The sequence below is a fragment of the Rhodovulum adriaticum genome, assembly GCF_004345735.1.
Taxonomy (GTDB): domain Bacteria; phylum Pseudomonadota; class Alphaproteobacteria; order Rhodobacterales; family Rhodobacteraceae; genus Rhodovulum; species Rhodovulum adriaticum.
In genome coordinates, this window is sequence record NZ_SLXL01000015.1 from 16,929 (window position 1) to 40,737 (window position 23,809).

The following is a 23,809-nucleotide window of genomic DNA, read 5'->3' on the forward strand; positions in this document are numbered from 1 at the left end:
ACTTGAACCGCTACAACGGCTTCCTGGCGTGGCGGGGATATTCATAACGGAGCACCTTCACATGACCCGCGAAAACTACGTCTTCACCTCCGAATCCGTTTCGGAGGGCCACCCCGACAAGGTCTGCGACCGCATTTCCGACGCGATCCTGGATGCCTTCCTCGCCGAAGAGGCCAACGCCCGCGTCGCCTGCGAGACCTTCGCCACGACCGGCATGGTCGTGATCGGCGGCGAGGTGGGGCTGTCGGACCAGGACAAGCTGAAGAATTACATGGGCCGCATCGCCGAGATCGCCCGCGATTGCATCAAGGATATCGGCTACGAACAGGAACAGTTCCACTGGAACACCTGCCATGTGCTGAACTTCCTGCACGAACAGTCGGCCCATATCGCGCAAGGCGTCGACAAGGACGGCGCCGGCGACCAGGGCATCATGTTCGGCTATGCCACGAACGAAACGCCCGAACTGATGCCCGCGCCGATCCAGTATTCCCACGCGATCCTGCGCCGCCTGACCGAGGCCCGCAAATCCGGCGCCGAACCCACCCTGCGCCCGGACGCAAAATCGCAGCTGACCGTGCGCTACGAACACGGCAAGCCGGTGGCGGTCGACTCCATCGTGCTGTCCACCCAGCACGCCAGCGAAAGCCAGACCTCGGACGACATCCGCCAGATCGTGGAACCCTATATCCGCGAGGTGCTGCCCGACGGCTGGATCCATGACGGGACCGAATGGCACGTCAACCCGACCGGCACCTTCGTGATCGGCGGCCCTGACGGCGATGCGGGTCTGACGGGCCGCAAGATCATCGTGGATACCTATGGCGGCGCGGCCCCCCATGGCGGCGGCGCGTTCTCCGGCAAGGATCCGACCAAGGTGGACCGCTCGGCCGCCTATGCGGCACGGTACCTGGCCAAGAACATCGTTGCGGCCGAACTGGCCGACCGCTGCACGCTGCAACTGTCCTACGCCATCGGCGTGGCCAAGCCGCTGTCGATCTATGTCGACACCTACGGCACCGGCAAGGTTCCCGAAGGGGTGATCGAACAGGCCGTGGCCAAGGTCATGGACCTGACCCCGCGCGGCATCCGCGAACACCTGGCGCTGAATCGCCCGATCTACGCGCGCACCGCCGCCTATGGCCATTTCGGCCGCGCGCCCGAGGCCGATGGCGGCTTCAGCTGGGAACGCACCGACTTGGCCGCCGAGTTGAAGGCCAACGTCTGAACCACGGCGCCGGGCCAGGGCCCGACGCTTGGCGGGGGCGCGTACCTGACGGTGCGCGCCCCCTTTGCCATCCGGCCGCCGGTCTCGCGAACGCACCGGGCGCTTGTGCCCCACCGCCACTCGTTTACCGTTCTACCCCGAGGGAGAACACGGGAGGACGGGATGAGCGGGGAAACCTTGCGCCACGCGGCACTGATGCTGGCGGCCGGGAGCGGCATACCCGTTCTCGCCGCGCTGAACGCGCAGCTTGGCGCACGCATCGGTTCACCGGCGGCGGCAGCGGTCGTGCTGTTCTGCGTCGCCCTGACCGGGGCGGCGGCCACGATGGTTGCGACGGGTGGGGCGGACGGGCTGGCCCGGCTGCCCGGCCAGCCCAAGCACCTGTTCCTTGCCGGGCTTTTGGTGGCCTTCTACGTCCTGTCGATCACCTATGTCGCGCCACGCTTTGGCGTGGGCAACGCGATCTTCGTGGTGCTGTTGGGGCAAATGATCTCGGCCGCGGCGATCGACCAGTTCGGATTGTTCGGTGCGGCCATCCGCCCCCTGACGGCAATGCGGGCCTCGGGGATCGGGTTCATGGTGCTGGGGCTTTTCCTGATCCAGCGCGGCTGAGGGTTGACCGCCGCGCAGACCGGGCCTAAGGCCGCGCCCCATGAGCGACAGCACCGATCAGCCCCGCCGCGCCTGGCGCAATTTCTACGGCCGCCGCCACGGCAAGACCCTGCGCGACAGCCAGCGCGGCTACCTCGACCAGGACCTGGCCCGGCTGTCCCCCGGCCCGGTAGACTGGGACGACAACCCCGACCGCCAACCGCTGGACCTGGACGCCCGCTTCGGCAACGGGCGCGAGATCTGGCTGGAAATCGGCTTTGGCGGCGGGGAACACATGGTGCACCAGGCCAGCCTGAACCCGGATGCGGCGATCATCGGGTGCGAGCCGTTCATCAACGGCGTCGCCATGCTGCTGGGCAAGATCCGCGCGGCGGGGGTGGACAACGTCGCCGTCCACCCGGGCGATGCGCGCGACCTCTTCGACGTGCTGCCCGCGGCCAGCCTGTCGCGGGCCTTCCTGCTCTACCCCGACCCCTGGCCGAAAAAGAAACACCACCGCCGCCGCTTCGTCACGCCCGAACACTTGGACCCGCTGGCCCGCGCGATGAAACCCGGCGCGATCCTGCGGGTGGCCACCGACATCCCCGACTATGTCCGCCAGGCGCTGATAGAGGTGCCGCGCGCCGGCTTCGACTGGCTGGCCGAACGCCCCGCCGACTGGCGCACGCCCTGGGACGACTGGATTTCCACCCGCTACGAACAAAAGGCCCTGCGCGAGGGACGCACGCCCCATTACCTGACCTTCCGCCGCCGATAGGGGCGCACCGTCCCCCTTCTTCTTGGTGAAAATACCCAAATCCCGACCGCGCGACCGGGCACCCCGCAGGGGGCTTGGCGCTGGACCGCAGCCCGCGCATGCGCTACCCCGCCGGTGCAGATGACGTGAAAGGATGCGCCCCATGTCCGTCCATGGCGACCCGATCCCGATGACCGCCCGCCGGGGCGCTGCGCTGAGCGGCACGGCAGAGGTGCCCGGCGACAAATCGATCAGCCACCGCGCGCTGATCCTGGGCGCGCTCAGCGTCGGCGAAACCCGGATCACCGGCCTGCTGGAGGGGCAGGACGTGCTGGATACCGCCCACGCGATGCGCGCCATGGGGGCAGAGGTCACCCATCACGGCCCCGGCGAATGGACGGTCCAAGGTGTGGGCGTGGGCGGCTTTGCCGAGCCTGCGGACGTGATCGATTGCGGCAATTCCGGCACCGGCGTGCGGCTGATCATGGGGGCGATGGCGACCTGCCCGATCACCGCGACCTTTACCGGCGATGCCTCGCTGCGCAAACGTCCGATGGGGCGCGTCACCGACCCGCTGGCGCTGTTCGGGGCACAGGCGGTGGGCCGCGCGGGCGGGCGGCTGCCGATGACGATCGTCGGCGCGGCGCAGCCGGTTCCGGTGCGCTATTCCGTGCCGGTGCCCTCGGCCCAGGTGAAATCAGCGGTGCTGCTGGCCGGCCTGAACGCGCCGGGCGAAACCGTGGTGATCGAGCGCGAGGCGACGCGCGATCATACCGAACGCATGCTGGCCGGTTTCGGCGCCGAAATCCGGGTAGAGGACAGCGACGAAGGCCGCATCATCACCCTGACCGGCCAGCCGGAACTGACCCCGCAAACCATCGCCGTGCCGCGCGATCCCAGCTCTGCCGCCTTCCCGGTCTGCGCCGCCCTGATCGTCGAGGGATCGGACGTACTGGTACCCGGCATCGGGCTGAACCCCACCCGCGCGGGGCTGTTCACCACCCTGCGCGAAATGGGCGCCGGCCTGACCTATGAGAATGAGCGCGAAGAGGGCGGCGAGCCGGTGGCCGACCTGCGCGCCCGCTTCTCGCCCGACATGCGCGGCATAGAGGTTCCGCCCGAGCGCGCGCCCAGCATGATCGACGAATACCCGATCCTGTCGGTCGTCGCGGCCTTTGCCCAGGGGCCGACCGTGATGCGCGGGATCAAGGAATTACGCGTCAAGGAAAGCGACCGCATCGCCGCCATGGCGGACGGACTGACTGCCTGCGGGGCGCGGGTCGAAACCGGTGCGGACTGGATGACCGTGCACGGCATGGGGCCGGGCGGCCTGCCGGGCGGGGCCACCTGCGCCACCCATCTGGATCACCGCATCGCCATGTCGTTCCTGGTTGCGGGGCTGGCCGCACAGGCGCCCGTCACCGTGGACGATGCCGGGCCGATCGCCACGTCTTTCCCGGTGTTCGAACCGCTGATGGAACGGCTGGGCGCGACCTTCGACGGGGCAGAACGGTGCGTGTGACCGGCAGTTGCCTGTGCGGCGCGGTGCGCTACCGCGTGAACGGCCCCCTGCGCCCGGTGATCGCCTGCCATTGCACCCAGTGCCGCAAGACCAGCGGCCACCACGTCGCCGCCACATCCGCCCCGCGCGACAGCGTGGAAATCGCGGGACAGGTGAACTGGTATCGTTCTTCGCCCGCGGCGCGGCGCGGGTTCTGCCCGGTCTGCGGGTCAAACCTGTTCTGGGATGGGCCGGGCACGCATCTGTCCATCTTTGCCGGCACGCTTGATGGCGATCCGGGCGTTCGGCTTGCGGGCCATATCTTTTGCGCCGACAAGGGCGCCTATTACGAAATCGAGGGCCCCCTGCCGCGCGCCGACGGGGCGGACCCGGAACTGACGACGCAGGTGTCATGAGCTTTACGGTTGCCATCGACGGACCCGCCGCAGCGGGCAAGGGCACGATCAGCCGCGCGGTGGCCGCGCATTTCGGCTTTGCCCATCTGGACACGGGCCTTTTGTATCGCGCGGTGGGGGCGCGCATGCTGGACGGGCTGGACCCGGTCGAGGCCGCCCAGACCCTGGACCCGGCCAGCCTGGAACGCGACGACCTGCGCAGCCCGGCCGTTTCCCAGGCCGCCAGCAAGGTGGCCCCGATCCCCGAGGTGCGCGCTGCCCTGCTGGATTTCCAGCGCGCCTTTGCCGCGCGTGCCGGGGGGGCGGTGTTGGACGGGCGCGATATCGGAACGGTGATCTGCCCCGACGCGCCGGTCAAACTGTTCGTGACCGCATCCGACACCGTGCGGGCCGAACGCCGCTACCGCGAATTGGCGGAAAAGGGCGTCGAAACCACGTTCGACGAGGTGCTGGCCGAGATGCAAGAACGCGACCGCCGCGACAGCGAGCGGGCCGCCGCACCGCTGAAACCGGCCAAGGACGCGGTGGTGCTGGATACCTCGCAGATGTCGATCGACGAGGCTGTGGCCGCAGCGGTGGCCGCGATCGAGGAACGGCGCGGCTGACCCCTTGCGGCCCGCTGTTGCCGGAAAACCCCAACGCTGGACCTTTGCCCCGGTGGGGCTGTGCGACTCGCCCGATCCGTGACATCAGGTCGGCGTCCGAAACACGCAACACACAGGAGGCGTGACATGCATATCACCCATCACGCCCCCGTATCGCGTTTCGGCCAATGTGTCGGCTTCCAGGTATCGTGGCGAACTTTTTCGCGGCGATGATCTGCCCGGCCTGACCCGTCAGGCCCCCGCCGTCACCCCTTCCGACCAGCCACCGTCCCGACCGTAAGCGCACGCGCGTTTCCCGTCTGGACTCTCACCATTTCAGCACAGGGCGCAGTGTCTCGGGAACGGGGCCTGTGAAACGAAACATGAACAGCATCGCAGACCGGCGGGCGGGCCGGATCGAACCGCCAATACCCATCGCCATCGTCATCGAACAGCACGGCGCCTGGCGCGTGCTGGGCGTGGCGGTGGCCGCCATTCTGGACGGGCGGGGGCGGCCGGGGGATACCCGGCTTCACCTGCTCAGCAACCATTTGCGGCAGGATATCGGGCTGCCGCCCCTGCCCCAGCGGCGCCGCGGTCCGCCGCCGTGGCTTTAGGCAGGACCCCGCCCGGGCCGCGCCGGGCGGGTCTTCCCCCTTGCGGGAAAAGGTGAAACGCTATATAGCAGCGCCCGTCGACAAGGCGCCAAGACCGAACAACGAAGACGAGCAGGGGTCGGAAATATCCTCCGGCCCTCTTTGTTTTACGGCACCGCCCGCACAGACCAACCCAAGACCGGCGGAGACAACCGCCCGGCCAGACAAAGCGTTAGTAAAGGAAACCAGAGACCACATGGCTCAGAACGCATCCATGGAGGAATTCGAAGCCCTCCTGAACGAAAGCTTCGAAATCGACACGCCTGCCGAGGGCAGCGTCGTCAAAGGCCGCGTCATCGCCGTAGAGGCGGGCCAGGCCATCATCGATGTCGGCTACAAGATGGAAGGCCGCGTCGATCTGAAAGAATTCGCCAACCCGGGTGAACCCGCCGAAATCGCCGTCGGCGACGAGGTCGAGGTCTTCCTCGACCGGGTCGAGAACGCCCGCGGAGAGGCCGTCATCAGCCGTGAAAAGGCCCGCCGCGAAGAGGCCTGGGACCGCCTGGAAAAAGCCTATGCCGAGGAACAGCGCGTCGAAGGCGCGATCTTCGGTCGCGTCAAGGGCGGCTTCACCGTCGATCTGGGCGGCGCCGTTGCGTTCCTGCCCGGGTCTCAGGTGGACGTGCGCCCCGTGCGCGATGCCGGCCCGCTGATGGGTCTGAAACAGCCCTTCCAGATCCTCAAGATGGACCGCCGCCGCGGCAATATCGTGGTCTCGCGCCGCGCCATCCTGGAAGAGTCCCGCGCCGAGCAGCGCGCCGAGATCATCGCCAAGCTGACCGAAGGCGACGCCGTGGACGGTGTGGTCAAGAACATCACCGAATACGGTGCGTTCGTGGATCTGGGCGGTGTGGACGGCCTGCTGCACGTCACCGACATGGCCTGGCGCCGCGTCAACCACCCGTCCGAGATCCTGTCGATCGGCGAGACCGTCAAGGTTCAGGTCATCAAGATCAACAAGGAAACCCACCGTATCAGCCTGGGCATGAAACAGCTGCAGGACGATCCGTGGGATGCGGTCGAGGCCAAGTTCCCGATGGGCACCGTGCACAAGGGCCGCGTGACCAACATCACCGACTACGGCGCCTTCGTGGAGCTGGAACCGGGCGTCGAGGGCCTGGTTCACGTCAGCGAAATGTCCTGGACCAAGAAGAACGTCCATCCCGGCAAGATCGTGTCCACCTCGCAAGAGGTCGATGTCATGGTGCTGGAAATCGACACCGCCAAGCGCCGCGTGTCGCTGGGCCTGAAACAGACCATGCGCAACCCGTGGGAAGTCTTCGCCGAGACCCACCCCGCCGGGACCGAGGTCGAGGGCGAGGTCAAGAACATCACCGAGTTCGGTCTGTTCATCGGCCTGGACAACGACATCGACGGCATGGTGCACCTGTCGGACCTGTCCTGGGATCAGCGCGGCGAAGACGCGATCCAAGACTACCGCAAGGGCGACATGGTCAAGGCCGTGGTCACCGAGGTGGATGTCGACAAAGAACGCATCTCGCTGTCGGTCAAGGCCCTGGGCGGCGATCCGTTCGCTGAGGCCGTGGGCGGCGTCAAACGTGGCTCGATCATCACCGTCACCGTGACGGCGATCGAGGAAGGCGGGATCGAAGTGGAATACGAGGGCATGAAGTCCTTTATCCGCCGCTCCGACCTGTCGCGTGACCGCGCCGAACAGCGCCCCGAGCGTTTCCAAGTGGGCGATCACATCGACGTTCGCGTGACCAACATCGACAACAAGTCCCGCCGTCTGGGCCTGTCGATCAAGGCCCGCGAAATCGCCGAAGAGAAAGAGGCCGTCGAACAGTATGGCAGCTCGGACTCGGGCGCCTCGCTGGGCGACATCCTGGGCGCCGCGCTGAAGGGCGACGACGACTAAGGCAGCCTTTCCCGGCCTGCCAACGAACGGCCCCGCCGCAAAGCGGGGCCGTTTCGCGTCTGTCGAATCAACTTCGACAACGACAGCGCGACCGGGCAAGGCGTGACGAACGATTCCCCCGGTCAAGCCTGAAAATGCGCGCTGAAACGGCGCAGGTTGCCATCCTCCGCCACGTTCTTTCTGGGTTTTCAAGGCTTTCTGTTTCGTCACAGGGCAAAACGGGACTATAGTCCCGCACAATTCGCCGGGGCATAACTGGGTTAGAACAGGGACAGGGCGACATGATTCGATCCGAGTTGATCCAAAAGATTGCCGAAGAGCACCAGCTCCAGCTCAACCAGGCCGAGAGTGTGGTGAACACCATCTTCGAAGAGATCATCGACGCCATGGCACATGGCGACCGGGTGGAACTGCGCGGCTTTGGCGCCTTCTCGGTCAAGAAGCGGGACGCGCGCACCGGGCGGAACCCGCGGACCGGCGAATCCGTCGAGGTCGAGGAAAAGCACGTTCCCTTCTTCAAGACTGGCAAGCTCCTGCGGGACCGCCTGAACGGAAAATAAAAGAGATACATCCAAAATGCGCTACATCCGCCTTCTCTTCCTGCTCGCCCTCGCGATCTGTCTGGTCGTCGTCGCCATCGCCAACGGCACGCCGGTGACGCTGACCCTGCTGCCCGAAGAGCTTGCCACCTTTACGGGTGTTTCCCAGTCCGTCGAACTGCCGCTTTATGCCGTGGGCTTCGGTGGCGTGCTGACCGGGCTGCTGATCGGCTTTTTCTGGGAATGGGCGCGCGAGGGCAAATATCGGGCCACCGCCTCGCGGCAAAAGCGTGAAATGGCGCGGATGCAGCGCGAGCTGGACAAGCTGAAGGCCGAGCAGCACCGCAACGAGGGCCGGGACGAGGTTCTGGCCCTGCTTGAAAAGGGCGGGTCGGCCAAGTAAGGCCGCGCCATGTCCGCTGACATCCGTATCAAGATCTGCGGCCTGCAAACGCCGGCCGTAGTCGCCTGCGCCGCACAACTGGGCGTAGCCTATATCGGGCTGGTCTTTTTCCCGAAATCGCCCCGCCACCTGGGGATAGAGGCCGCGCGCGCCCTGGCGCTGGACGCCCCGCCGGGCCTGGCCAAGGTGGCGCTGACCGTGAACGCGGACGATGCGCAGTTGCAGGCGATGCTGGACCGCGTCCCGATCGACATGTTGCAACTGCACGGCACCGAACCGCCCGAGCGCGTCGCAGAGATCCGCGCCCGCTTTGGCCTGCCAGTGATGAAGGCCGTGGGCGTCGCCGATGCCGACGATCTGCCCGCGCTGGACACCTATGCAAAGGTCGCCGACCAGTTGCTGGTCGATGCCAAACCGCCGAAAGGGGCCGATCTGCCCGGCGGCAACGGGCTGGCCTTTGATTGGCGGCTGATCGCGAACCGTCGCTGGGCGGTGCCCTGGATGCTGGCCGGGGGGCTGACGCCGGAAAACGTAGCCCAGGCCATCGCGCTGACCGGCGCGCGACAGGTCGATGTGTCCTCTGGCGTCGAATCGGCGCCCGGGGTCAAGGATGAGGCAAGGATGGCCCGTTTCGTGGCCGCCGCACGGGGAGAGTCCGAAACATGCGCACCCTGCTGACCCTGATCGTTCTGGTTGTCGGGCTGGCCCTGGCCGCCGCCTTTACCAAGCCGACAGAGCCCGATTTCACCGCCCAACTGGAAACCTGGCTGATGGCGCAGATCGACGCCGCCGAGATCGACAGCGAAACCGACCCGGCCCGCGCCGCGCTGTTGGCCGCGTGCAAGCTGGGCCGCAGCCAATGCGTGCAGGTGCTGCGCGCGATGATCGAAGTGGAGTACGAGGACCGCGTCCTGTATTCGCGGGCCACGGTGACCACCGGTCGCCAGGATCCGGCCATCTGCTACGGCCTGTTCACAAAGATCGTCTGCACGCGCCCCTGACCCCTTGCCGATACAGTTGGAGGCGGCTAGGCGCGTCCAAGCCACCGGAGTTTTTCAATGGCCTTTGTGCGACATATCCAGAGAGATGATCGCGAGATCCGTTCGATTCATCCAACTCAGCTTGACTGTAAATACATCGTCCAAGACAAGGATGGACGGAAAGTCCTCCAACTGAATACCTACGGCTCTGAGGATCGTGACATCCCAGGAAAACTAAGCCAAACCCTGCAGTTCAGTGAAGGCTCCGCGAAAGAACTATACGAAATCCTAAAGCGGGAATTTGGATTCTAGGGGGCACCATGGCCAACGATCTGTTCAACTCCTTCATGACCGGCCCGGACGACAAGGGCCGCTTCGGCGATTTTGGCGGGCGTTTCGTGTCGGAAACGCTGATGCCGCTGATCCTGGAGCTTGAGGCGCAATACGAACACGCCAAGACCGACCAAAGCTTCTGGGACGAGATGCACCACCTGTGGACGCACTACGTCGGCCGTCCCTCGCCCCTCTACTTCGCGGAACGGATGACCGAGCGTCTGGGCGGGGCCAAGATCTATCTGAAACGTGACGAGCTGAACCACACCGGCGCGCACAAGATCAACAACGTGCTGGGCCAGTTGCTGCTGGCCCGCCGCATGGGCAAGACGCGGATCATCGCCGAAACCGGCGCCGGTCAGCACGGCGTCGCCACCGCCACGGTTTGCGCGAAATTCGGCATGAAATGCGTGGTCTACATGGGTGCCCATGATGTCGAACGGCAGAAACCCAACGTCTTCCGCATGCGCCTGCTGGGCGCCGAGGTGGTGCCGGTCACCTCTGGCCGCGGCACGCTGAAGGACGCGATGAACGACGCGCTGCGCGATTGGGTGACCAATGTGCGCGACACCTTCTACTGCATCGGCACGGTGGCGGGGCCGCACCCCTACCCGGCCATGGTCCGCGATTTCCAGTCGATCATCGGCAAGGAAGCCCGTGAACAGATGATGGCCGCCGAGGGACGCCTGCCCGACACGCTGATCGCCGCCATCGGGGGCGGATCGAACGCGATGGGCCTGTTCTATCCCTTCCTCGACGACAAGGACGTCCGCATCATCGGGGTAGAGGCCGGCGGCCACGGCGTGGACATGAAGATGGAACATTGCGCCAGCCTGACCGGCGGGCGCCCCGGCGTGCTGCACGGCAACCGCACCTACCTGTTGCAGGACGAGGACGGGCAGATCCTTGAGGGGCACTCGATCTCGGCCGGGCTGGATTATCCCGGCATCGGCCCGGAACACGCCTGGCTGCACGACACCGGCCGCGCCGAATACGTTGCGATCACCGATGCCGAGGCGCTGGAGGCGTTCCAGTTCTCCTGCGCGACCGAGGGCATCATTCCCGCGCTGGAACCCAGCCACGCCCTGGCCCATGTGATGAAGATCGCGCCCGAGTTGCCCGCAGATCACATCCTCTGCATGAATATGTGCGGCCGTGGCGACAAGGATATCTTTGCCGTGGCGCGTCACCTGGGCGAGGAGATGGAGGGCGAATAACGCCCTCCCTGACCGCTTACAGCGCGTAACGCTCCAGAATCTCCAACGGCACGATCCGGCAGGCGGCCTGGTGCGTGGCCGCCAGATCCACCTGCGGCGCGCAGCCCTCGTCATGGGCCTGCAGGAACCGCGCCGCGCACAGGCACCAGCGATCCCCCGGCTTCAGCCCCGCGAAACCGTATTCTGGGCGCGGGGTGGACAGGTCGTTGCCGACATAGGCCGAATAGGCCAGGAATTCCGCCGTCATCACCGCGCAGACGGTATGGCTGCCCGCATCTTCCGGCCCGGTGTCGCAGCAACCGTTGCGATAGAATCCGGTCATCGGCGCGGTGGAACAGGGTTTCAGTGGTTCCCCGTGAACGTTCAGCGACGGGACAGGCATAGGCACTCCTCCTACCGGAATCGGTCGACCAGCTTTTCCAGGGGCGTTCGGGTGTCCTGCTGCGGCTCCTCGGCCCTGGCGGGTTTCGCGGGGGCCTCGGCCTTGGCCGCGCCGCCGGAACTGCGCGGCGGCGCCACCCGCAATCCCACCGCGTTGGAAAACCCAGCGGCGTCGCCCTCGGCCAGGGGCACCGCCCCGTCGGAAATCCCGCGCATCAGATCGTCCAGCCAATCGCGGTCGGCCTTTGCGAAATCGCTCAGCACATAGCCGGACACCCGATCCTTGTGGCCGGGATGCCCGATCCCCAGCCGCACCCGGCCATAGTCGGCCCCCAGATGCGCATGGATCGACCGCAGGCCGTTATGACCCGCATGCCCGCCGCCCTGCTTCACCCGGCATTTGCCCGGCGCAAGGTCCAGCTCGTCGTGGAACACCACCACATCGCCCGCCTCCAGCTTGAAGAACTGCACCGCCGCGGCCACGCAATCCCCGGATCGGTTCATGTAGGTCTCGGGCTTCAACAGCACCACTTTTTCGCGGCCCAGCCGCCCCTCGGCCATCTGGCCCTGAAACTTGGCCCGCCACGGCGTGAATCCGTGATCGGCGGCAATCCGATCCACCGCCATGAAACCGATATTGTGCCGGTTGCCCGCGTATTTCGCGCCGGGATTGCCCAGCCCCACGAAGAGACGCATTCGTGATGTCCTCGCGCTTGCAGTTTGCGCCTTGATGCCCTGAACTGCCCCGAAAAACCAGTCTTGCACCACAAAAGGAAGGGATCGCGATGTACCTGACAATGAACCGGTTCAAGGTGGCCCCCGGCCACGAAGAGGCGTTCGAGGCGATGTGGAAGAACCGCGACAGCCACCTGGAAACGGTGCCCGGCTTCGTCTCTTTCCATCTTCTCAAGGGGCCGGAAAAAGACGGCTACACGCTCTACGCCTCGCATACCTTCTGGGAAAGCGAGGCCGCCTTTACCGCCTGGACCAAATCAGAGGCCTTCCGCGCCGCCCACAAAGAGGCCAAGGGCGCCTCGGACATGTATCTGGACGCCCCCGAACTGGAACTGTTCGACTCGGTCCAGTCGATGGGTTGAGGGCACACCGCCCCCTTCTTCTTGGCAAAAATACTCATGGCCCCACGCGTGGGGCCGGGCGCCAGCTGGGGGCAAGGGCGCATAAAAAACGGGGCCCCGCAGGGCCCCGTTCGGATCGGCACGCGATGGGCGGGGATTACTCCTCGCCGCCCTCTTCGCCTTCGTCCTCTTCTCCGTCATCCGAGGCACGCAGCCCCGACGGGGCCGAGATGTTGGCGATCACGAAATCGCGGTCGGTAATCATCGGACGGGTGCCCTGGGGCAGATCGACATCCGAGATGTGCACGATGTCGTTGATGTCCAGGCCGGACACGTCGACGGTGATCTTTTCCGGGATATCGCCGGCGGTCACCTTCAGTTCCACCTCGGGGCGGACCACGGTCAGCACGCCGCCACGCTTCAGGCCCGGCGACTGTTCTTCGCCCACGAATTCCACGGGGATGAACAGGTTGATCCGCGAGGTGCGGCGCAGGCGCATCAGGTCGACGTGGATCGGCAGATCCTTGACCACGTCACGCTGCACGCCGCGGCAGATCACGCGCACGTCCTCTTGGCCCTCGACCTTGAGGTTGAACAGCGTGGACAGGAACCGACCGGCCTTCAGGCGCTTGATCAGTTCGTTGTATTTCAGGTCGATCGGCAGCGGATCGGCGCCGCCACCATAAACGATGCCCGGAACGAGATTGTCGCGGCGCGACTGACGAGCGGCCCCCTTGCCTGTCCCCGTCCGTTCCGTGGCGTGAAGATCAGGGATCTCACCAGCCATGTTTCGGTCTCCTAGATTAAAGGGCATCCTCCAAGGGTGTATGCCCGGATGAAGCCGTGCCCTTAACCGAGACTCGCCACGATGGAAAGGGCAAAAGGGCCGCTCAGGCCCATTTGCCCTCGAAATCCTCGGGCACCAGCAGGATGTCGCGGGTCAGCCCCTCGATGGACTTGCGCCCGCACAGCGCCATGGTGGTGTCCAGCTCCTTGTGGATGACCTCCAGCGCGCGGGTCACGCCCGCCTCTCCCATGGCGCCCAGCCCATAGATGTAGGCGCGGCCGATATAGGTGCCCTTGGCCCCCAGGGCCAGCGCCTTCAGCACGTCCTGGCCCGACCGGATGCCACTGTCGAAATGCACCTCGATCTGGTCGCCCACGGCCCGCACGATAGAGGGCAGTGCCCGGATCGCCGACAGCGCGCCATCCAGTTGCCGCCCGCCATGGTTGGACACGACGATCGCATCGGCGCCCACGTCCAGCGCGCGGCGGGCGTCCTCGGCATCCAGAATGCCCTTGAGGATCAGCTTGCCGCCCCATTGTTCCTTCAGCTTCCTGACCTTTTCCCAGTCCAGGCTGGGGTCGAACTGTTCCGCCGTCCAGGTCATCAGGCTGGAGGCATCGGTCACCCCCTTGGCGTGGCCGATGATATTGCCGAAGAAGCGGCGTTTCGTGCCCAACATGCCCAGGCCCCAGCCCCATTTGGTCGCCAGGTTGGCCATCGTGGGCAGGGTCAGTTTCGGCGGGGCGGACAGGCCGTTTTTCAGATCCCTGTGCCGCTGGCCCAGGATCTGCAAATCCAGCGTCAGCACCAGCGCGGAACAATTCGCATCCTTGGCCCGCTGGATGATGTTGGCGACGTATTCCTCGTCGCGCATCACGTAAAGCTGGAACCAGAAGGGTTTTGTCGTGTGCGCGGCGACATCCTCGATCGAACAGATCGACATGGTGGACAGGGTAAAGGGCACCCCGAATTTTTCCGCCGCGCGCGCGGCCTTGATCTCGCCATCGGCGGCGTTCATCCCGGTCAGCCCCACGGGGGCCAGCGCCACGGGCATTGCTACGTCCTGCCCGATCATCCGCGACGCGGTGGACCGCCCCTCCATATCCACGGCAACGCGCTGGCGCAGGCGGATATCGGCGAAATCGGTGGTGTTCTCGCGAAAGGTCTGCTGCGTCCAGCTGCCGGTTTCGCAGTAGTCGTAGAACATCCGGGGCACGCGGCGCTGGTACAGGCGGCGCAGATCTTCGATTTCGGTGATAACGGGCATGGGGCAGGCTCCTGCGAGTGGTAAAGGGGAATTACCAATCGCAGCAAGCGGCCGCAACGCCCATTCCCGCGCGCGCCCGGATCATTTGCCGTCGGTCGCGTCCGTCTTCAGGAAATCGTAATCCACCACCTGGCAGGTATTCCCGCTGGCACAGCCGCCGCAACTGGAACAGGCGGGGGCCGCGCCCCGGCGCCGGCGCAGCATGCCGCGAAACAGAAAGGCCAGCGCCAGCCCAACGGCCAGGGCGATCAGGCCGATTTCATACCCGGCCAGGCTGGTTTCCGCCGCCAGATCGATCTGCGGGGTCTCGGTCATGGGCTTTCCTCCCTTGCCGCCTGCCCGGGCAGCCGTAGCCAGGGCTTGGGCAACGCCACCACCAGCAGCGCCCCCAGCCCCAGCAGGTAGATCGCGGTCATCGTTTGCAGCCCCGTCAGGTGCAGCGCACTACCCGCCGTGAATACCGCGCTGGCCACGCCCAGCCCCAGGGCCGTCGGGAAGATGATGGAAAAGGCCATCCAGCGATAGCTGTCAGTCTGCACGCGCACCATGATCACGGTGGCCAGGCAGGGCGGGTAAAGCGCAAAGAACAGCATCAGCGCGACAGCCGACAGCGCGGTGCGCCCCTCGGCGGCCTGCTCGGTGCCCATGCGTTCCTCCAGCGTCTGGTTCTGCCCGTCATCCTGATCGAACAGCACGCCCAGCGTCGCGACCGAACTTTCCCGCGCCGCGAAAGAGGCCAGAAGCGCGACGTTGATCTTCCAGTCGAAATCCGCGAACTGCGTCACCGGCTCCAGGCTGCGGCCGATCATGCCCAGGAAACTGGACTCGATCTTGTCCGAGCGCATCTCGCGGCGCAGGGTCGTGCGGGTGCTGGCCAGCGTCCGCAGGGCGCGCGCCGCGGCCTTGTCATCGGCCTCGCGCGAGCGGAGCATGAAGGGCGCGAACGCGGGGTGGCGTTCGGCAATGCGTTCGTCGATAGCCTCGGCCGCCGCCCGCCCGCCCGCGTTCAAACGCGCGGACTTGTAGCCGGTGTAGACATTGACCAGATCGATCAGCGCCGCCTGGTCGGGCACGGCGGCACGGTGCGGGTTGCCCGCCAGATCGTCATAGAACTGCGTGATCGCCGCCTCTGCCCGATCCTGATAGGCAATCTGACGCTCGGCCGGCACGCCGGGGAATTGCAGCAGCACGTAGATTACCACGGCGATCGCGACGACCACGGTGCCCACCTTCTTGATATACAGCCATGTCCGGTCAAAGGCGCGCTGCGCCACGCCGCGCAGGGTCGGCAGGTGGTAGTTGGGCAACTCCATCACGAAGGGGGCGGTTTCATGCCCGCGCAGCACCGATGTCGTCAGCAGCTTGGCCACCAGCAACGCCGCAATCACCGTGATCGTGGACAGGTAGAACAGCATCAGCCCCTTGGCATCGGGGAAGTAGATGTTGATCAGCAGGGTATAAAGCGGGATCTTGGCCATGCAGTTCATGAACGGCACGGTCAGGATCGTGGCCATTCGCGCCCGGTGATCGGGAATACCCTTGGTCGCCATCACGCCGGGCACCGCACAGCCGCCCGCGAACACCCCGGCCAGGATAAAGGGCAGCGTGGACTGCCCGTGCAGCCCGAACCTGTTCAGAATGCGATCCAGAATGAAGGCGATCCGCGCCATATAGCCCGAATCCTCCAGGATCGCGATCAGCGCGAACAGGATCAGGAAGATCGGCACATAGTTCAGCAGCGTGTTGGCGGAATCCACCATCCACAGCCCCAGCGACCGAATTTGCGGGTCCACCAGGAACCCCGCATCGGGCAGCACCCCCGCAGCCAGATTGCGAAAGCCCGCCAGGATCGGCCAGGTGACCTTGGTCAGTTCATAGCCCTGAACGATGGACAGCTGGTAGATCGCCCAGACCGTCGCCATCAGAAAGACCGGCGCCAGCCAGCGGTTCAGCAGAAAGCGGTCGATCCGTTCCGAGATCGGCACATGGTCTGCCTTGGTATTGGTGATGCAGGTCGCAACGATGTCGGCGGCCAGCCCGTCGCGGGCACGGGCGATGCGGTCTGCGGCACTTTCCTGTCCGGGCGCGGCGGCCCGCAGGCGGTGCGCCCGGTCCAGGATCGGATGGGGGTTGTCCAGCCGTTCGGTCAGCAGCCGCTCGGCCTCGCTGTCATCCTCCAGCAGCTTGACCGCCAGCCACCGGGCCGAGACATCCCGCAGCGCCGGTTCGTCGGCCAGCAGCGCCTGCAAGTCCTCAACGGCCGGTTCCAGCGGCCCGTAATTCAGCGTGGCAGGCTGGGTGTGGCGGGCCTGTGCGATCGCATCGCGCAGAATCTCGCCGCCCTGCCCCTTGCGGCCGATGACGGGGATGATCGGGACGCACAACCGGCGTTCCAGTGCCGCCAGGTCGATCTCCAGCCCGCGCGACTCGGCCACGTCCATCATGTTCAGCGCGACGATGACCGGCACGCCCATTTCCAGCAGCTGAAAGGTCAGCGGCAAGCCCCGGCGCAGGTTCGAGGCGTCCAGCACGTTGACGACGACATCGGGCCCATCGTCCAGCAGGAATTCGCGCGCGACGCGTTCCTCGGGCGAATAAGAGGTCAGCGAATAGCAGCCGGGCAGGTCCACCACTTCGACTGTCTGGCCCGCATGGGTGTAGCGGCCCGATTTCTTGTCGACGGTGACCCCGGGATAGTTGGCGATGTGCTGCGTCAGCCCAGTCAGCAGATTGAACAGCGTGGATTTGCCTGCGTTCTGTTGCCCGGCAAGCGCGACAAGGCGGCGGTCAGACATCTTCGACCTCGATCTGCGCGGCCTCGCGGCGCCGCAGAACGATGAAGCTGTCGCCCACCTGCAATTCGATCGGGTCGTTCAGCGGCGCGTTGCGCACCACCTTGACCTCGCGGTCGGGGCGAATGCCCAGATCCAGCAGGCGCTGGCGGACCGCGCCGCACCCCATCAGGCGGCGGATGCGGCAGGTCGTGCCGGGCGCACAATCGTTCAGGCTGTCGCCCACCGGGCAGACCGCGCACAGCCCCATTCCCATGCCGTGGCCCTGCCCGGACCCCTGACCAAGGCGCCCGCCACCGCCCGAACCACGACAGGCACCCTGCCCGCCCTGACCCGCGCCGCGCTTGCCCCAGCCTTTGCGCCCGAAAAATCCACGTCCCATGCGTGCCGTCCCATCCTGCTGATGCAGGCTGCCGCCTGGCGGCAGCCCCATGTGTTTCCTGTCGCGCGATCCCTCAGGACTGGCGCTATTTCAACTCGTATGCCTTGATCCAGATCACCGCATCCTGGCTGAGTTCCTTGCCCTGGTGTTCGGTTTCGGGGCCGGAGCCGAGGGCGGCGAAGCCCCAGTGGCCGGCGCGCGGGATGCCGAAGGTGAACACGCCGTTTTCATCGGTGATCGCCACCAGCGCGCCACCCGGCATCGCGCCCACGCTGGCCGCGCCCGCGGCGTTGGTGTCCATGTCGGGTTCGGCCGCGATGTATTCGATCTCGATCTCGGCGCCGGGCACCGGTTCCCCCTCGGACAGCAGCTGCGCCGAGAAGGTGGAGCCCGCGATCACGTTGTTCGGCTTGTTCAGCGGCACGAATTCCGTGGGCAGGCCGGCCGGTTCGTTCCACCCCGTGGGCACCCCGCCCTTGTTGAAGAAGACCTTGGTGATCTGCTGGATATAGATGTCCTCGGACCCCTCGTAATAGGGCGCGGGCGTCAGCGCGACGATATAGTCGCCGTTGCGTTTCACCGGCAGCGTGGCCTGATAGGCGGCGGCCGTGTTGTCCGCCCCGGCAAAGGTGATCGGCGACAGCGACCCGGTCAGGTCGATCCTGTCGCCCTTGAACAGGGCGAACAGATCCTCGGGCGTGCCCATGTCCATGGCGTGCCCGTTTTCCATCGGGTGCCAAAAGATCAGCTTCAGCGGCACGTCGCCGGGCCGCTCGATGTTCGGGTCGGGGCTGTAGACCAGCTGGAAATGGGCAAAGGCGGGCGCGGCGGTCAGCGCCGCCAGGGCGGCAGAGGCGAAAAGGCGTTTCATCATGGTCATCCTCGGATGGGTCAGTAGATCTCGTCGGCGGGCACTTCGATGGTGTGCCCCTCGCCGGCGTCGAACAGCACGCTGAAGGCGCCCGCAGGCTTGTCGAAGGTGAACTCGCTGTTCTCGTCCATCTTGGCGTCGATCAGGATGTTGCCGTCGCCATCCCGCACCGCCATGCGCACCCCCGCCGCAGAAGAGCCATCCGAAAAGCCCCCCTCGCACAGAACCGTGCCGTCCCCGTTGTCATAGCACGCGCAAAGCGGCGTATGCGCCTGCGCAAGACCCCCAAAAGAAATAAGAGCCGCGGCAAGCGAAAGGGTGGATATCGTCGAAATGCGCATGGTGTCCTCGTTGTTCTCGCGGCACCGGCAGGCGCCGCGCTATGCGACCAGCGATACCCCTGGCGGCGGGCTTGGGGCGGTGATGGGGTCAGGCAACTATAACCAAGTAATACTGTCAAGAATGCCAACCGCGGCATTCTGTCAAGACCGAAAAAGAAATACGCGGCGCCCAGGATTTGGGCGCCGCGCCGCAGCATAGTCCGAAAGCAGAGCGGAGATGACGCAGATCGCGCGCCCGGTGGCCTACACCCCCAGGCAGTAGCGCATGACCGCCTTTTGTGCGTGCAGGCGGTTTTCGGCCTCGTCGAACACGACCGAGGCGGGGCCGTCCATCACCGCGTTGGTGACCTCTTCCTCGCGGTGGGCGGGCAGGCAGTGCATGAACAGCGCATCCGGTTTCGCCGCGGCCATCAGCCGGTCGTTCACCTGGTAGGGGCGCAACTGGTTGTGCCGCCGCTCGCGTGCCGACTGGGGATCGTGCATTGAGATCCAGGTATCGGTGACGATCAGGTCCGCCCCCTCGACCGCACGCATCGGGTCGCGCTCGATTTCCGCCTTCACGCCGGCGGCGCGGGCCTCTTCCAGGAAGCCTGCCTCGGGGTCCAGCGTCGGCGGGCCGGTAAAGGTGAAGTCGAACCCGAACCGACCCGCCGCATGGATGAAGGAGGCACAGACATTGTTGCCGTCGCCCGACCAGACCACCTTGCGCCCCGCGATCGGGCCGCGATGTTCCTCATAGGTCAGGATGTCGGCCATGATCTGGCAGGGGTGGCTGCGGTTGGTCAGCCCATTGATGACCGGCACGCTGGCGTATTCCGCCATTTCCAGCAGCGTGGCCTCTTCGAACGTGCGGATCATGATCAGGTCGACATAGCGCGACAGCACGCGGGCGGTGTCGGCGATGGTCTCGCCATGGCCCAACTGCATGTCGTTGCCCGACAGCACCATGGTCTGCCCGCCCATCTGGCGCACGCCCACGTCAAAGCTGACCCGCGTCCGGGTCGAGGGTTTTTCGAAGATCAGCGCCACCATCCGCCCGGCCAGGGGCTGATCGTCGTCGGGCGCCCCCCGGGGGCGGCTGTTGCGGGCCTCTTTCATGGCGCGGGCCTGGTCGATCATGGCCCGCAGGTCAGCGGTATCGGTGGCGTTGATGTCCAGGAAATGGGTCATTGCGTGGCCTCCTTTCCGGCCAGCGCCGCGGCGGCGGCATCGAGCCGGGACAGGGCCTCGGCGATTTCGTCATCGGTGATCGTCAGGGGCGGCAACAGACGCACCACGTTGTCGGCGGCAGGCACCGTCAGCAGGTGCCGGGCATAGCCCGCCTGCACCACGTCCGTATTCGTCACCTTGCATTTCAGACCCAGCATCAGGCCCATGCCGCGCACCTCTTCGAAGATGTCGGGATGGCTGGCGACCAACCCCTCCAGACGCTGGCGCAGCAGGCCGGCCTTGCGGTTCACCTCGTCCAGGAAATCGGGCTGGGCGACGATGTCCAGCACCGTCTTGCCGACCGCACAGGCCAGCGGGTTGCCGCCATAGGTGGACCCGTGGGTGCCCGCGGTCATGCCGCTGGCGGCCTGTTCCGTGGCCAGCACCGCGCCCAGCGGAAAGCCGCCGCCGATGCCCTTGGCCACCATCATGATGTCGGGCGCCGCGCCTGCGGCCCATTCATGGGCGAACAGCCGTCCGGTCCGGCCCATGCCGCACTGCACCTCGTCATAGATCAACAGCGAGCCGGTCTGATCGCACAATTCGCGCAGCCCTTGCAGGCAGGGGGCGGGCAACGGGCGAATGCCGCCCTCGCCCTGTACGGGTTCGACCAGGATGGCGGCGACGTTTTCGTCGATGGCGTTCTGCAGAACCGACCCGTGCACGCCAAAGGGCAGATGGATGAACCCCGGCAACAGCGGGCCAAAGCCGTGGGTCATCTTTTCCGATCCAGCCGCGGCGATCCCGGCCGAGGACCGGCCATGGAATGCGCCCGAGAAGGTGACGATGTTCACCCGGTCCGGCTGGCCCCGGTCGTGCCAGTACTTGCGGGCCATCTTGACCGCCAGTTCACAGGATTCCGTGCCCGAATTGGTGAAGAACACCGTATCGGCAAAGGTCTTTTCCACCAGCGCGTCGGCCAGGGCCACCTGTTCGGGGATCTGGTAGAGGTTGGACAGGTGCCACAACCGGCCCGCCTGCGCGGTCAGTGCCGCCACCAGCGCAGGATGGGCATGCCCCAGGGCATTGACGGCGATCCCCGCCCCGAAATCCAGGTATCGGGTGCCGTCCGCCGCGATCAGCCAGGTGCCTTCGCCCCGCTCAAAGGCAAGCGGCGCGCGGTTATAGGTCGGCAGGACAGAGGGGATCATCGGTGAAAACCTCAAAAGTGGAAGCCAAAGGGGTGCCCCAGCCAAGGGGCCAAGTCAATGTCGGGAAAGAGAGGCGCGTTGGCGCACGCGCGGGCGGCCGATCCTGGGGATCAGCGGCGGCGTCGGCGGGCGACGATATGAAACGCGATGTTCATGGCCGTGGCTTTAGCGGGGCCGGGCCGGTCTGTCCAGTGCGCCGATGCCTCAGCCCAGGGTGACATCCAGCACCATCATCAGGATCAGCCCCGCCGTCAGCCCGGCCGTGGCGCGGTTCTGGTGGCCGTGGCGGTGGGTTTCGGGGATGATCTCGTGGCTGATGATGTAGATCATCGCCCCCGCAGCAAAGGCCAGCCCCCAGGGCAACAGGTGCACCGACACCGACACGGCGCCCGCCCCGATCAGCCCGCCCACCGGCTCGATCAGGCCGGTGGCCAGCGCGATGGCAAAGGCGCGCAGGCGCGAATAGCCCTGCCCGCGCAAGGCCACGGCCACGGCCAGCCCCTCGGGCGCGTTCTGCAGACCGATGCCGGTTGCCAGCGACAGCCCGTTGGCGACGTTGCCGCCGCCGAACCCCACGCCGACGGCCATGCCCTCAGGGAAATTGTGGATGGTGATGGCAATGACAAAAAGCCAGATCTTGGCCAGCGCGGCGGCCTCTGCGCCCTCGCGGCCCTCGATGAAATGTTCGTGCGGCAGCGCCTCGTTCATCGCGGCCACGGCCAGCGCGCCCAGGGCGATCCCCGCCCCTGACAATAACGCGGCCAGCACCACGCTGCCGTAAAGATCCTGCGCCGCATCGATCCCCGGCAGGATCAGCGAAAAGAACGAGGCCGACAGCATCACCCCCGCAGCGAAACCCAGCATCGTGTCATTGGCCTGGCGCGACACGCTGCGCCCGACCAGCACCGGCAGCGCGCCGACCCCGGTCATCAGACCAGCGGCGAGCGAGGCAAGAAGCCCGAGGAGGAGAACGCTCATAGGCTGCACCCTGCGATGCGCGGCCGACATGTACGGACGCGCGGACGGGTTCAGCCTGCCGCACGGGCCGGTCCGTATGCAATGCGACCGCCGCGCCCAGCGGAACGCGGCACCGCCGGCGATGCCCCGCCACCACGGCCCTTGCCCGCGCGCGGCCCCCGCGTTACGCCCAAGGCAGGCCAGATGGAGGGTACCATGGAAGCGATTTCGGAAAGCCGGTGTTTCGGCGGGGTGCAGGGGGTTTACAAGCATGCCTCGGATGCCTGCGGCTGCGACATGACCTTTGGCCTGTTCCTGCCCGCCGAGGCAGAGGACGGCCCGGTGCCTGTGCTGTGGTACCTCTCGGGCCTGATGTGCACCCACGCCGAGGCGATGGAAAAGACGGGCGCCCAGCAATGGGCCGCCGAACAGGGGATCGCGCTGGTCTTTCCCGACACCTCGCCGCGCGGCGAGGGCGTGGCGGACGATCCGGCCTATAATCTGGGATCGGGCGCCGGGTTCTACGTCAACGCCACGCAAGCGCCCTGGGCGCAGAACTACCAGATGTGGGATTACGTGGCCGAGGAACTGCCGCGCCTGCTGGTCAACAACGCCGCCATCGACGAGAACCGGCAGGCGATCATGGGCCATTCCATGGGCGGGCACGGCGCGCTGACCATCGCCATGGCCTATCCGGGGCGTTTCACATCCGTTTCCGCACTGGCGCCGGTCAGCCATCCCAGCACCTCTGACTGGGCGAAAAAGCCGATCCACGCCTATCTGGGCGAGGGCAACGTGGACTGGACGCGCCACGACGCCTGCCTGTCGCTGCGCGCCAACGGGTTCAACGGGCCGATGCTGATCGACCAGGGCACGGCGGACCCCTTCATTGATGCGCTGATGCCCGAGGCGCTGGCCGCCGCGATCATCGAAACCCGGCACCAGGGCACGGTGCGGATGCAGCCGGGATACGACCACAGCTATTTCTTCATCTCCACCTTCATGGAGGATCACGTCGCCTTCCACGCCGAGGCGCTTTACGCGTGAGCCGGGTTCTGGTCGATGCCGACGCCTGCCCGGTCAAGGCAGAGGTGCTGCGCGTGGCCGAACGCCACGGGGCGCAGGTGATCTATGTGGCCAACGGCGGCCTGCGCCCGGTCCAGCACCCGCTGGTGCAGATGATCTATGTCGCCGAGGGCCCGGACGAGGCCGACAAATGGATCGCCGAGGCCGCCGGGCCGGGCGACGTGGTGGTCACGGCCGATGTGCCGCTGGCCGCGAAAGGCGTGGCCGCGGGCGCGGCGGTGCTGAACCACAATGGCGACGCCTTCACCCAGGCCAACATGGGTGAAAAACTGGCCACCCGCGACCTGATGGCCGACCTGCGCGCCGCCGACCCGTTCCGGCAAGGCGGCGGCAAGGGGTTTTCCAAGGCCGACCGCGCGCGCTTTCTGGATGCGCTGGAACGGGCGTTGCGGGCGGCACGGAACGCCGCGAAAGATGGGGCCTGA

Annotated in this window: 28 protein-coding genes and 1 riboswitch; of the genes, 16 read left to right on the forward strand and 12 right to left on the reverse strand. The window is 66.2% G+C overall.

Annotated features, from left to right (window positions below):
* Positions 1-4: 4 nt before the first annotated feature.
* Positions 5-54, forward strand: a riboswitch (SAM-SAH riboswitch).
* Positions 55-61: 7 nt separating this feature from the next.
* The 13 genes from metK to trpB all read left to right on the forward strand — a co-directional run bounded on the left by metK (position 62) and on the right by trpB (position 11,084).
* The gene (gene metK, locus EV656_RS14615; protein WP_132605413.1) at positions 62-1,228 is read left to right on the forward strand and encodes a methionine adenosyltransferase; all 1,167 of its coding nucleotides are present in this window, start codon (positions 62-64) and stop codon (positions 1,226-1,228) included.
* Between the two features lie 162 nt (positions 1,229-1,390).
* Positions 1,391-1,840: a DMT family transporter gene (locus EV656_RS14620; RefSeq protein ID WP_132605415.1), complete on the forward strand. Its 450-nt coding sequence runs from the start codon at positions 1,391-1,393 to the stop codon at positions 1,838-1,840.
* A gap of 40 nt (positions 1,841-1,880) precedes the next feature.
* The gene (gene trmB / locus EV656_RS14625) at positions 1,881-2,597 is read left to right on the forward strand and encodes a tRNA (guanine(46)-N(7))-methyltransferase TrmB (RefSeq protein ID WP_132605417.1); all 717 of its coding nucleotides are present in this window, start codon (positions 1,881-1,883) and stop codon (positions 2,595-2,597) included.
* A gap of 142 nt (positions 2,598-2,739) precedes the next feature.
* Positions 2,740-4,098 carry a 3-phosphoshikimate 1-carboxyvinyltransferase gene (aroA, locus tag EV656_RS14630; protein ID WP_132605418.1) on the forward strand — a complete coding sequence of 453 codons (1,359 nt, stop codon included), beginning with the start codon at positions 2,740-2,742 and terminating at the stop codon, positions 4,096-4,098.
* Entirely contained in the window at positions 4,089-4,493 is a 405-nt protein-coding gene (locus tag EV656_RS14635) for a GFA family protein (RefSeq protein ID WP_132605420.1), read from the forward strand. Before aroA ends, EV656_RS14635 begins: the two co-directional genes overlap by 10 nt.
* Positions 4,490-5,098 (forward strand): (d)CMP kinase, encoded by a 609-nt coding sequence (gene cmk, locus EV656_RS14640; RefSeq protein ID WP_132605422.1) that lies wholly within the window; start codon positions 4,490-4,492, stop codon positions 5,096-5,098. The genes EV656_RS14635 and cmk overlap by 4 nt, the downstream gene beginning before the upstream one ends.
* A gap of 362 nt (positions 5,099-5,460) precedes the next feature.
* The gene (locus EV656_RS14645) at positions 5,461-5,694 is read left to right on the forward strand and encodes a hypothetical protein (RefSeq protein ID WP_132605424.1); all 234 of its coding nucleotides are present in this window, start codon (positions 5,461-5,463) and stop codon (positions 5,692-5,694) included.
* 52 nt (positions 5,695-5,746) lie between these two features.
* Positions 5,747-7,612, forward strand: coding sequence for a 30S ribosomal protein S1 (gene rpsA, locus EV656_RS14650; RefSeq protein WP_279432471.1), 1,866 nt, complete (start codon positions 5,747-5,749; stop codon positions 7,610-7,612).
* 281 nt (positions 7,613-7,893) lie between these two features.
* Positions 7,894-8,172 (forward strand): integration host factor subunit beta, encoded by a 279-nt coding sequence (gene ihfB, locus EV656_RS14655; RefSeq protein ID WP_132605428.1) that lies wholly within the window; start codon positions 7,894-7,896, stop codon positions 8,170-8,172.
* A 16-nt stretch (positions 8,173-8,188) separates the two neighbouring features.
* Positions 8,189-8,554 (forward strand): LapA family protein, encoded by a 366-nt coding sequence (locus EV656_RS14660; RefSeq protein ID WP_132605430.1) that lies wholly within the window; start codon positions 8,189-8,191, stop codon positions 8,552-8,554.
* A gap of 9 nt (positions 8,555-8,563) precedes the next feature.
* On the forward strand, positions 8,564-9,232 hold the full coding sequence (locus tag EV656_RS14665) for a phosphoribosylanthranilate isomerase (protein WP_132605432.1): 669 nt from the start codon (positions 8,564-8,566) through the stop codon (positions 9,230-9,232).
* The gene (locus EV656_RS14670) at positions 9,217-9,555 is read left to right on the forward strand and encodes a hypothetical protein (protein ID WP_132605434.1); all 339 of its coding nucleotides are present in this window, start codon (positions 9,217-9,219) and stop codon (positions 9,553-9,555) included. Before EV656_RS14665 ends, EV656_RS14670 begins: the two co-directional genes overlap by 16 nt.
* 299 nt (positions 9,556-9,854) lie before the next feature.
* Positions 9,855-11,084, forward strand: a complete 1,230-nt coding sequence (gene trpB / locus EV656_RS14675; protein ID WP_132605436.1) for a tryptophan synthase subunit beta — start codon at positions 9,855-9,857, stop codon at positions 11,082-11,084.
* Between the two features lie 16 nt (positions 11,085-11,100).
* Here the strand turns inward: trpB and EV656_RS14680 are convergent, their stop codons facing one another.
* Both EV656_RS14680 and pth read right to left on the reverse strand, forming a co-directional pair.
* Positions 11,101-11,466, reverse strand: coding sequence for a DUF2237 family protein (locus EV656_RS14680; RefSeq protein WP_132605438.1), 366 nt, complete (start codon positions 11,464-11,466; stop codon positions 11,101-11,103).
* 11 nt (positions 11,467-11,477) lie between these two features.
* On the reverse strand, positions 11,478-12,161 hold the full coding sequence (pth, locus tag EV656_RS14685; protein WP_132605440.1) for an aminoacyl-tRNA hydrolase: 684 nt from the start codon (positions 12,159-12,161) through the stop codon (positions 11,478-11,480).
* 89 nt (positions 12,162-12,250) lie between these two features.
* Here pth and hmuQ point away from each other — a divergent pair, with 89 nt between their 5' ends.
* Positions 12,251-12,562 (forward strand): heme-degrading protein HmuQ, encoded by a 312-nt coding sequence (hmuQ, locus tag EV656_RS14690; protein WP_132605442.1) that lies wholly within the window; start codon positions 12,251-12,253, stop codon positions 12,560-12,562.
* 136 nt (positions 12,563-12,698) lie between these two features.
* On the opposite strand, the gene EV656_RS14695 is transcribed toward hmuQ, so the two are convergent.
* The 10 genes from EV656_RS14695 to EV656_RS14740 form a co-directional block, all read right to left on the reverse strand.
* The gene (locus EV656_RS14695; protein ID WP_132605444.1) at positions 12,699-13,328 is read right to left on the reverse strand and encodes a 50S ribosomal protein L25/general stress protein Ctc; all 630 of its coding nucleotides are present in this window, start codon (positions 13,326-13,328) and stop codon (positions 12,699-12,701) included.
* Between the two features lie 103 nt (positions 13,329-13,431).
* Positions 13,432-14,595, reverse strand: coding sequence for an alpha-hydroxy acid oxidase (locus EV656_RS14700; RefSeq protein ID WP_132605446.1), 1,164 nt, complete (start codon positions 14,593-14,595; stop codon positions 13,432-13,434).
* A gap of 81 nt (positions 14,596-14,676) precedes the next feature.
* Positions 14,677-14,910, reverse strand: a complete 234-nt coding sequence (locus tag EV656_RS14705) for a FeoB-associated Cys-rich membrane protein (RefSeq protein WP_132605448.1) — start codon at positions 14,908-14,910, stop codon at positions 14,677-14,679.
* Complete coding sequence (feoB, locus tag EV656_RS14710) at positions 14,907-17,390, reverse strand: ferrous iron transport protein B (RefSeq protein ID WP_132605450.1); 2,484 nt, start codon at positions 17,388-17,390, stop codon at positions 14,907-14,909. The genes EV656_RS14705 and feoB overlap by 4 nt, the downstream gene beginning before the upstream one ends.
* Positions 17,383-17,769: a FeoA family protein gene (locus tag EV656_RS14715; protein WP_200276809.1), complete on the reverse strand. Its 387-nt coding sequence runs from the start codon at positions 17,767-17,769 to the stop codon at positions 17,383-17,385. Before EV656_RS14715 ends, feoB begins: the two co-directional genes overlap by 8 nt.
* Before the next feature lie 85 nt (positions 17,770-17,854).
* Positions 17,855-18,640 carry a DUF4198 domain-containing protein gene (locus tag EV656_RS14720; protein WP_132605452.1) on the reverse strand — a complete coding sequence of 262 codons (786 nt, stop codon included), beginning with the start codon at positions 18,638-18,640 and terminating at the stop codon, positions 17,855-17,857.
* Between the two features lie 20 nt (positions 18,641-18,660).
* Positions 18,661-18,981: a hypothetical protein gene (locus EV656_RS14725; protein ID WP_132605454.1), complete on the reverse strand. Its 321-nt coding sequence runs from the start codon at positions 18,979-18,981 to the stop codon at positions 18,661-18,663.
* A 243-nt stretch (positions 18,982-19,224) separates the two neighbouring features.
* Entirely contained in the window at positions 19,225-20,151 is a 927-nt protein-coding gene (argF, locus tag EV656_RS14730) for an ornithine carbamoyltransferase (protein ID WP_132605456.1), read from the reverse strand.
* A complete protein-coding gene (locus EV656_RS14735; protein ID WP_132605458.1) occupies positions 20,148-21,341 on the reverse strand; it encodes an aspartate aminotransferase family protein in 1,194 nt (397 codons plus the stop codon). Before EV656_RS14735 ends, argF begins: the two co-directional genes overlap by 4 nt.
* 204 nt (positions 21,342-21,545) lie before the next feature.
* Positions 21,546-22,328, reverse strand: a complete 783-nt coding sequence (locus tag EV656_RS14740; protein WP_132605502.1) for a ZIP family metal transporter — start codon at positions 22,326-22,328, stop codon at positions 21,546-21,548.
* A gap of 186 nt (positions 22,329-22,514) precedes the next feature.
* Here EV656_RS14740 and fghA point away from each other — a divergent pair, with 186 nt between their 5' ends.
* Both fghA and EV656_RS14750 read left to right on the forward strand, forming a co-directional pair.
* Positions 22,515-23,345, forward strand: a complete 831-nt coding sequence (gene fghA, locus EV656_RS14745; protein WP_132605460.1) for an S-formylglutathione hydrolase — start codon at positions 22,515-22,517, stop codon at positions 23,343-23,345.
* A complete protein-coding gene (locus EV656_RS14750) occupies positions 23,342-23,809 on the forward strand; it encodes a YaiI/YqxD family protein (protein ID WP_132605462.1) in 468 nt (155 codons plus the stop codon). The genes fghA and EV656_RS14750 overlap by 4 nt, the downstream gene beginning before the upstream one ends.

Excerpts from the sequence above, each read along its gene's own strand:
- metK (WP_132605413.1), top strand. The coding sequence starts at position 62 with ATGACCCGCGAAAACTACGTCTTCACCTCCGAATCCGTTTCGGAGGGC.
- EV656_RS14700 (WP_132605446.1), bottom strand. The coding sequence starts at position 14,595 with ATGCCCGTTATCACCGAAATCGAAGATCTGCGCCGCCTGTACCAGCGC.
- EV656_RS14645 (WP_132605424.1), top strand. The coding sequence starts at position 5,461 with ATGAACAGCATCGCAGACCGGCGGGCGGGCCGGATCGAACCGCCAATA.
- argF (WP_132605456.1), bottom strand. The coding sequence starts at position 20,151 with ATGACCCATTTCCTGGACATCAACGCCACCGATACCGCTGACCTGCGG.
- fghA (WP_132605460.1), top strand. The coding sequence starts at position 22,515 with ATGGAAGCGATTTCGGAAAGCCGGTGTTTCGGCGGGGTGCAGGGGGTT.
- EV656_RS14705 (WP_132605448.1), bottom strand. The coding sequence starts at position 14,910 with ATGACCGAGACCCCGCAGATCGATCTGGCGGCGGAAACCAGCCTGGCC.
- EV656_RS14725 (WP_132605454.1), bottom strand. The coding sequence starts at position 18,981 with ATGCGCATTTCGACGATATCCACCCTTTCGCTTGCCGCGGCTCTTATT.
- EV656_RS14680 (WP_132605438.1), bottom strand. The coding sequence starts at position 11,466 with ATGCCTGTCCCGTCGCTGAACGTTCACGGGGAACCACTGAAACCCTGT.
- EV656_RS14660 (WP_132605430.1), top strand. The coding sequence starts at position 8,189 with ATGCGCTACATCCGCCTTCTCTTCCTGCTCGCCCTCGCGATCTGTCTG.
- EV656_RS14695 (WP_132605444.1), bottom strand. The coding sequence starts at position 13,328 with ATGGCTGGTGAGATCCCTGATCTTCACGCCACGGAACGGACGGGGACA.
- EV656_RS14715 (WP_200276809.1), bottom strand. The coding sequence starts at position 17,769 with ATGGGACGTGGATTTTTCGGGCGCAAAGGCTGGGGCAAGCGCGGCGCG.
- EV656_RS14665 (WP_132605432.1), top strand. The coding sequence starts at position 8,564 with ATGTCCGCTGACATCCGTATCAAGATCTGCGGCCTGCAAACGCCGGCC.
- EV656_RS14720 (WP_132605452.1), bottom strand. The coding sequence starts at position 18,640 with ATGAAACGCCTTTTCGCCTCTGCCGCCCTGGCGGCGCTGACCGCCGCG.
- EV656_RS14670 (WP_132605434.1), top strand. The coding sequence starts at position 9,217 with ATGCGCACCCTGCTGACCCTGATCGTTCTGGTTGTCGGGCTGGCCCTG.
- trmB (WP_132605417.1), top strand. The coding sequence starts at position 1,881 with ATGAGCGACAGCACCGATCAGCCCCGCCGCGCCTGGCGCAATTTCTAC.
- hmuQ (WP_132605442.1), top strand. The coding sequence starts at position 12,251 with ATGTACCTGACAATGAACCGGTTCAAGGTGGCCCCCGGCCACGAAGAG.
- feoB (WP_132605450.1), bottom strand. The coding sequence starts at position 17,390 with ATGTCTGACCGCCGCCTTGTCGCGCTTGCCGGGCAACAGAACGCAGGC.
- cmk (WP_132605422.1), top strand. The coding sequence starts at position 4,490 with ATGAGCTTTACGGTTGCCATCGACGGACCCGCCGCAGCGGGCAAGGGC.
- trpB (WP_132605436.1), top strand. The coding sequence starts at position 9,855 with ATGGCCAACGATCTGTTCAACTCCTTCATGACCGGCCCGGACGACAAG.
- EV656_RS14735 (WP_132605458.1), bottom strand. The coding sequence starts at position 21,341 with ATGATCCCCTCTGTCCTGCCGACCTATAACCGCGCGCCGCTTGCCTTT.
- EV656_RS14620 (WP_132605415.1), top strand. The coding sequence starts at position 1,391 with ATGAGCGGGGAAACCTTGCGCCACGCGGCACTGATGCTGGCGGCCGGG.
- ihfB (WP_132605428.1), top strand. The coding sequence starts at position 7,894 with ATGATTCGATCCGAGTTGATCCAAAAGATTGCCGAAGAGCACCAGCTC.
- aroA (WP_132605418.1), top strand. The coding sequence starts at position 2,740 with ATGTCCGTCCATGGCGACCCGATCCCGATGACCGCCCGCCGGGGCGCT.
- pth (WP_132605440.1), bottom strand. The coding sequence starts at position 12,161 with ATGCGTCTCTTCGTGGGGCTGGGCAATCCCGGCGCGAAATACGCGGGC.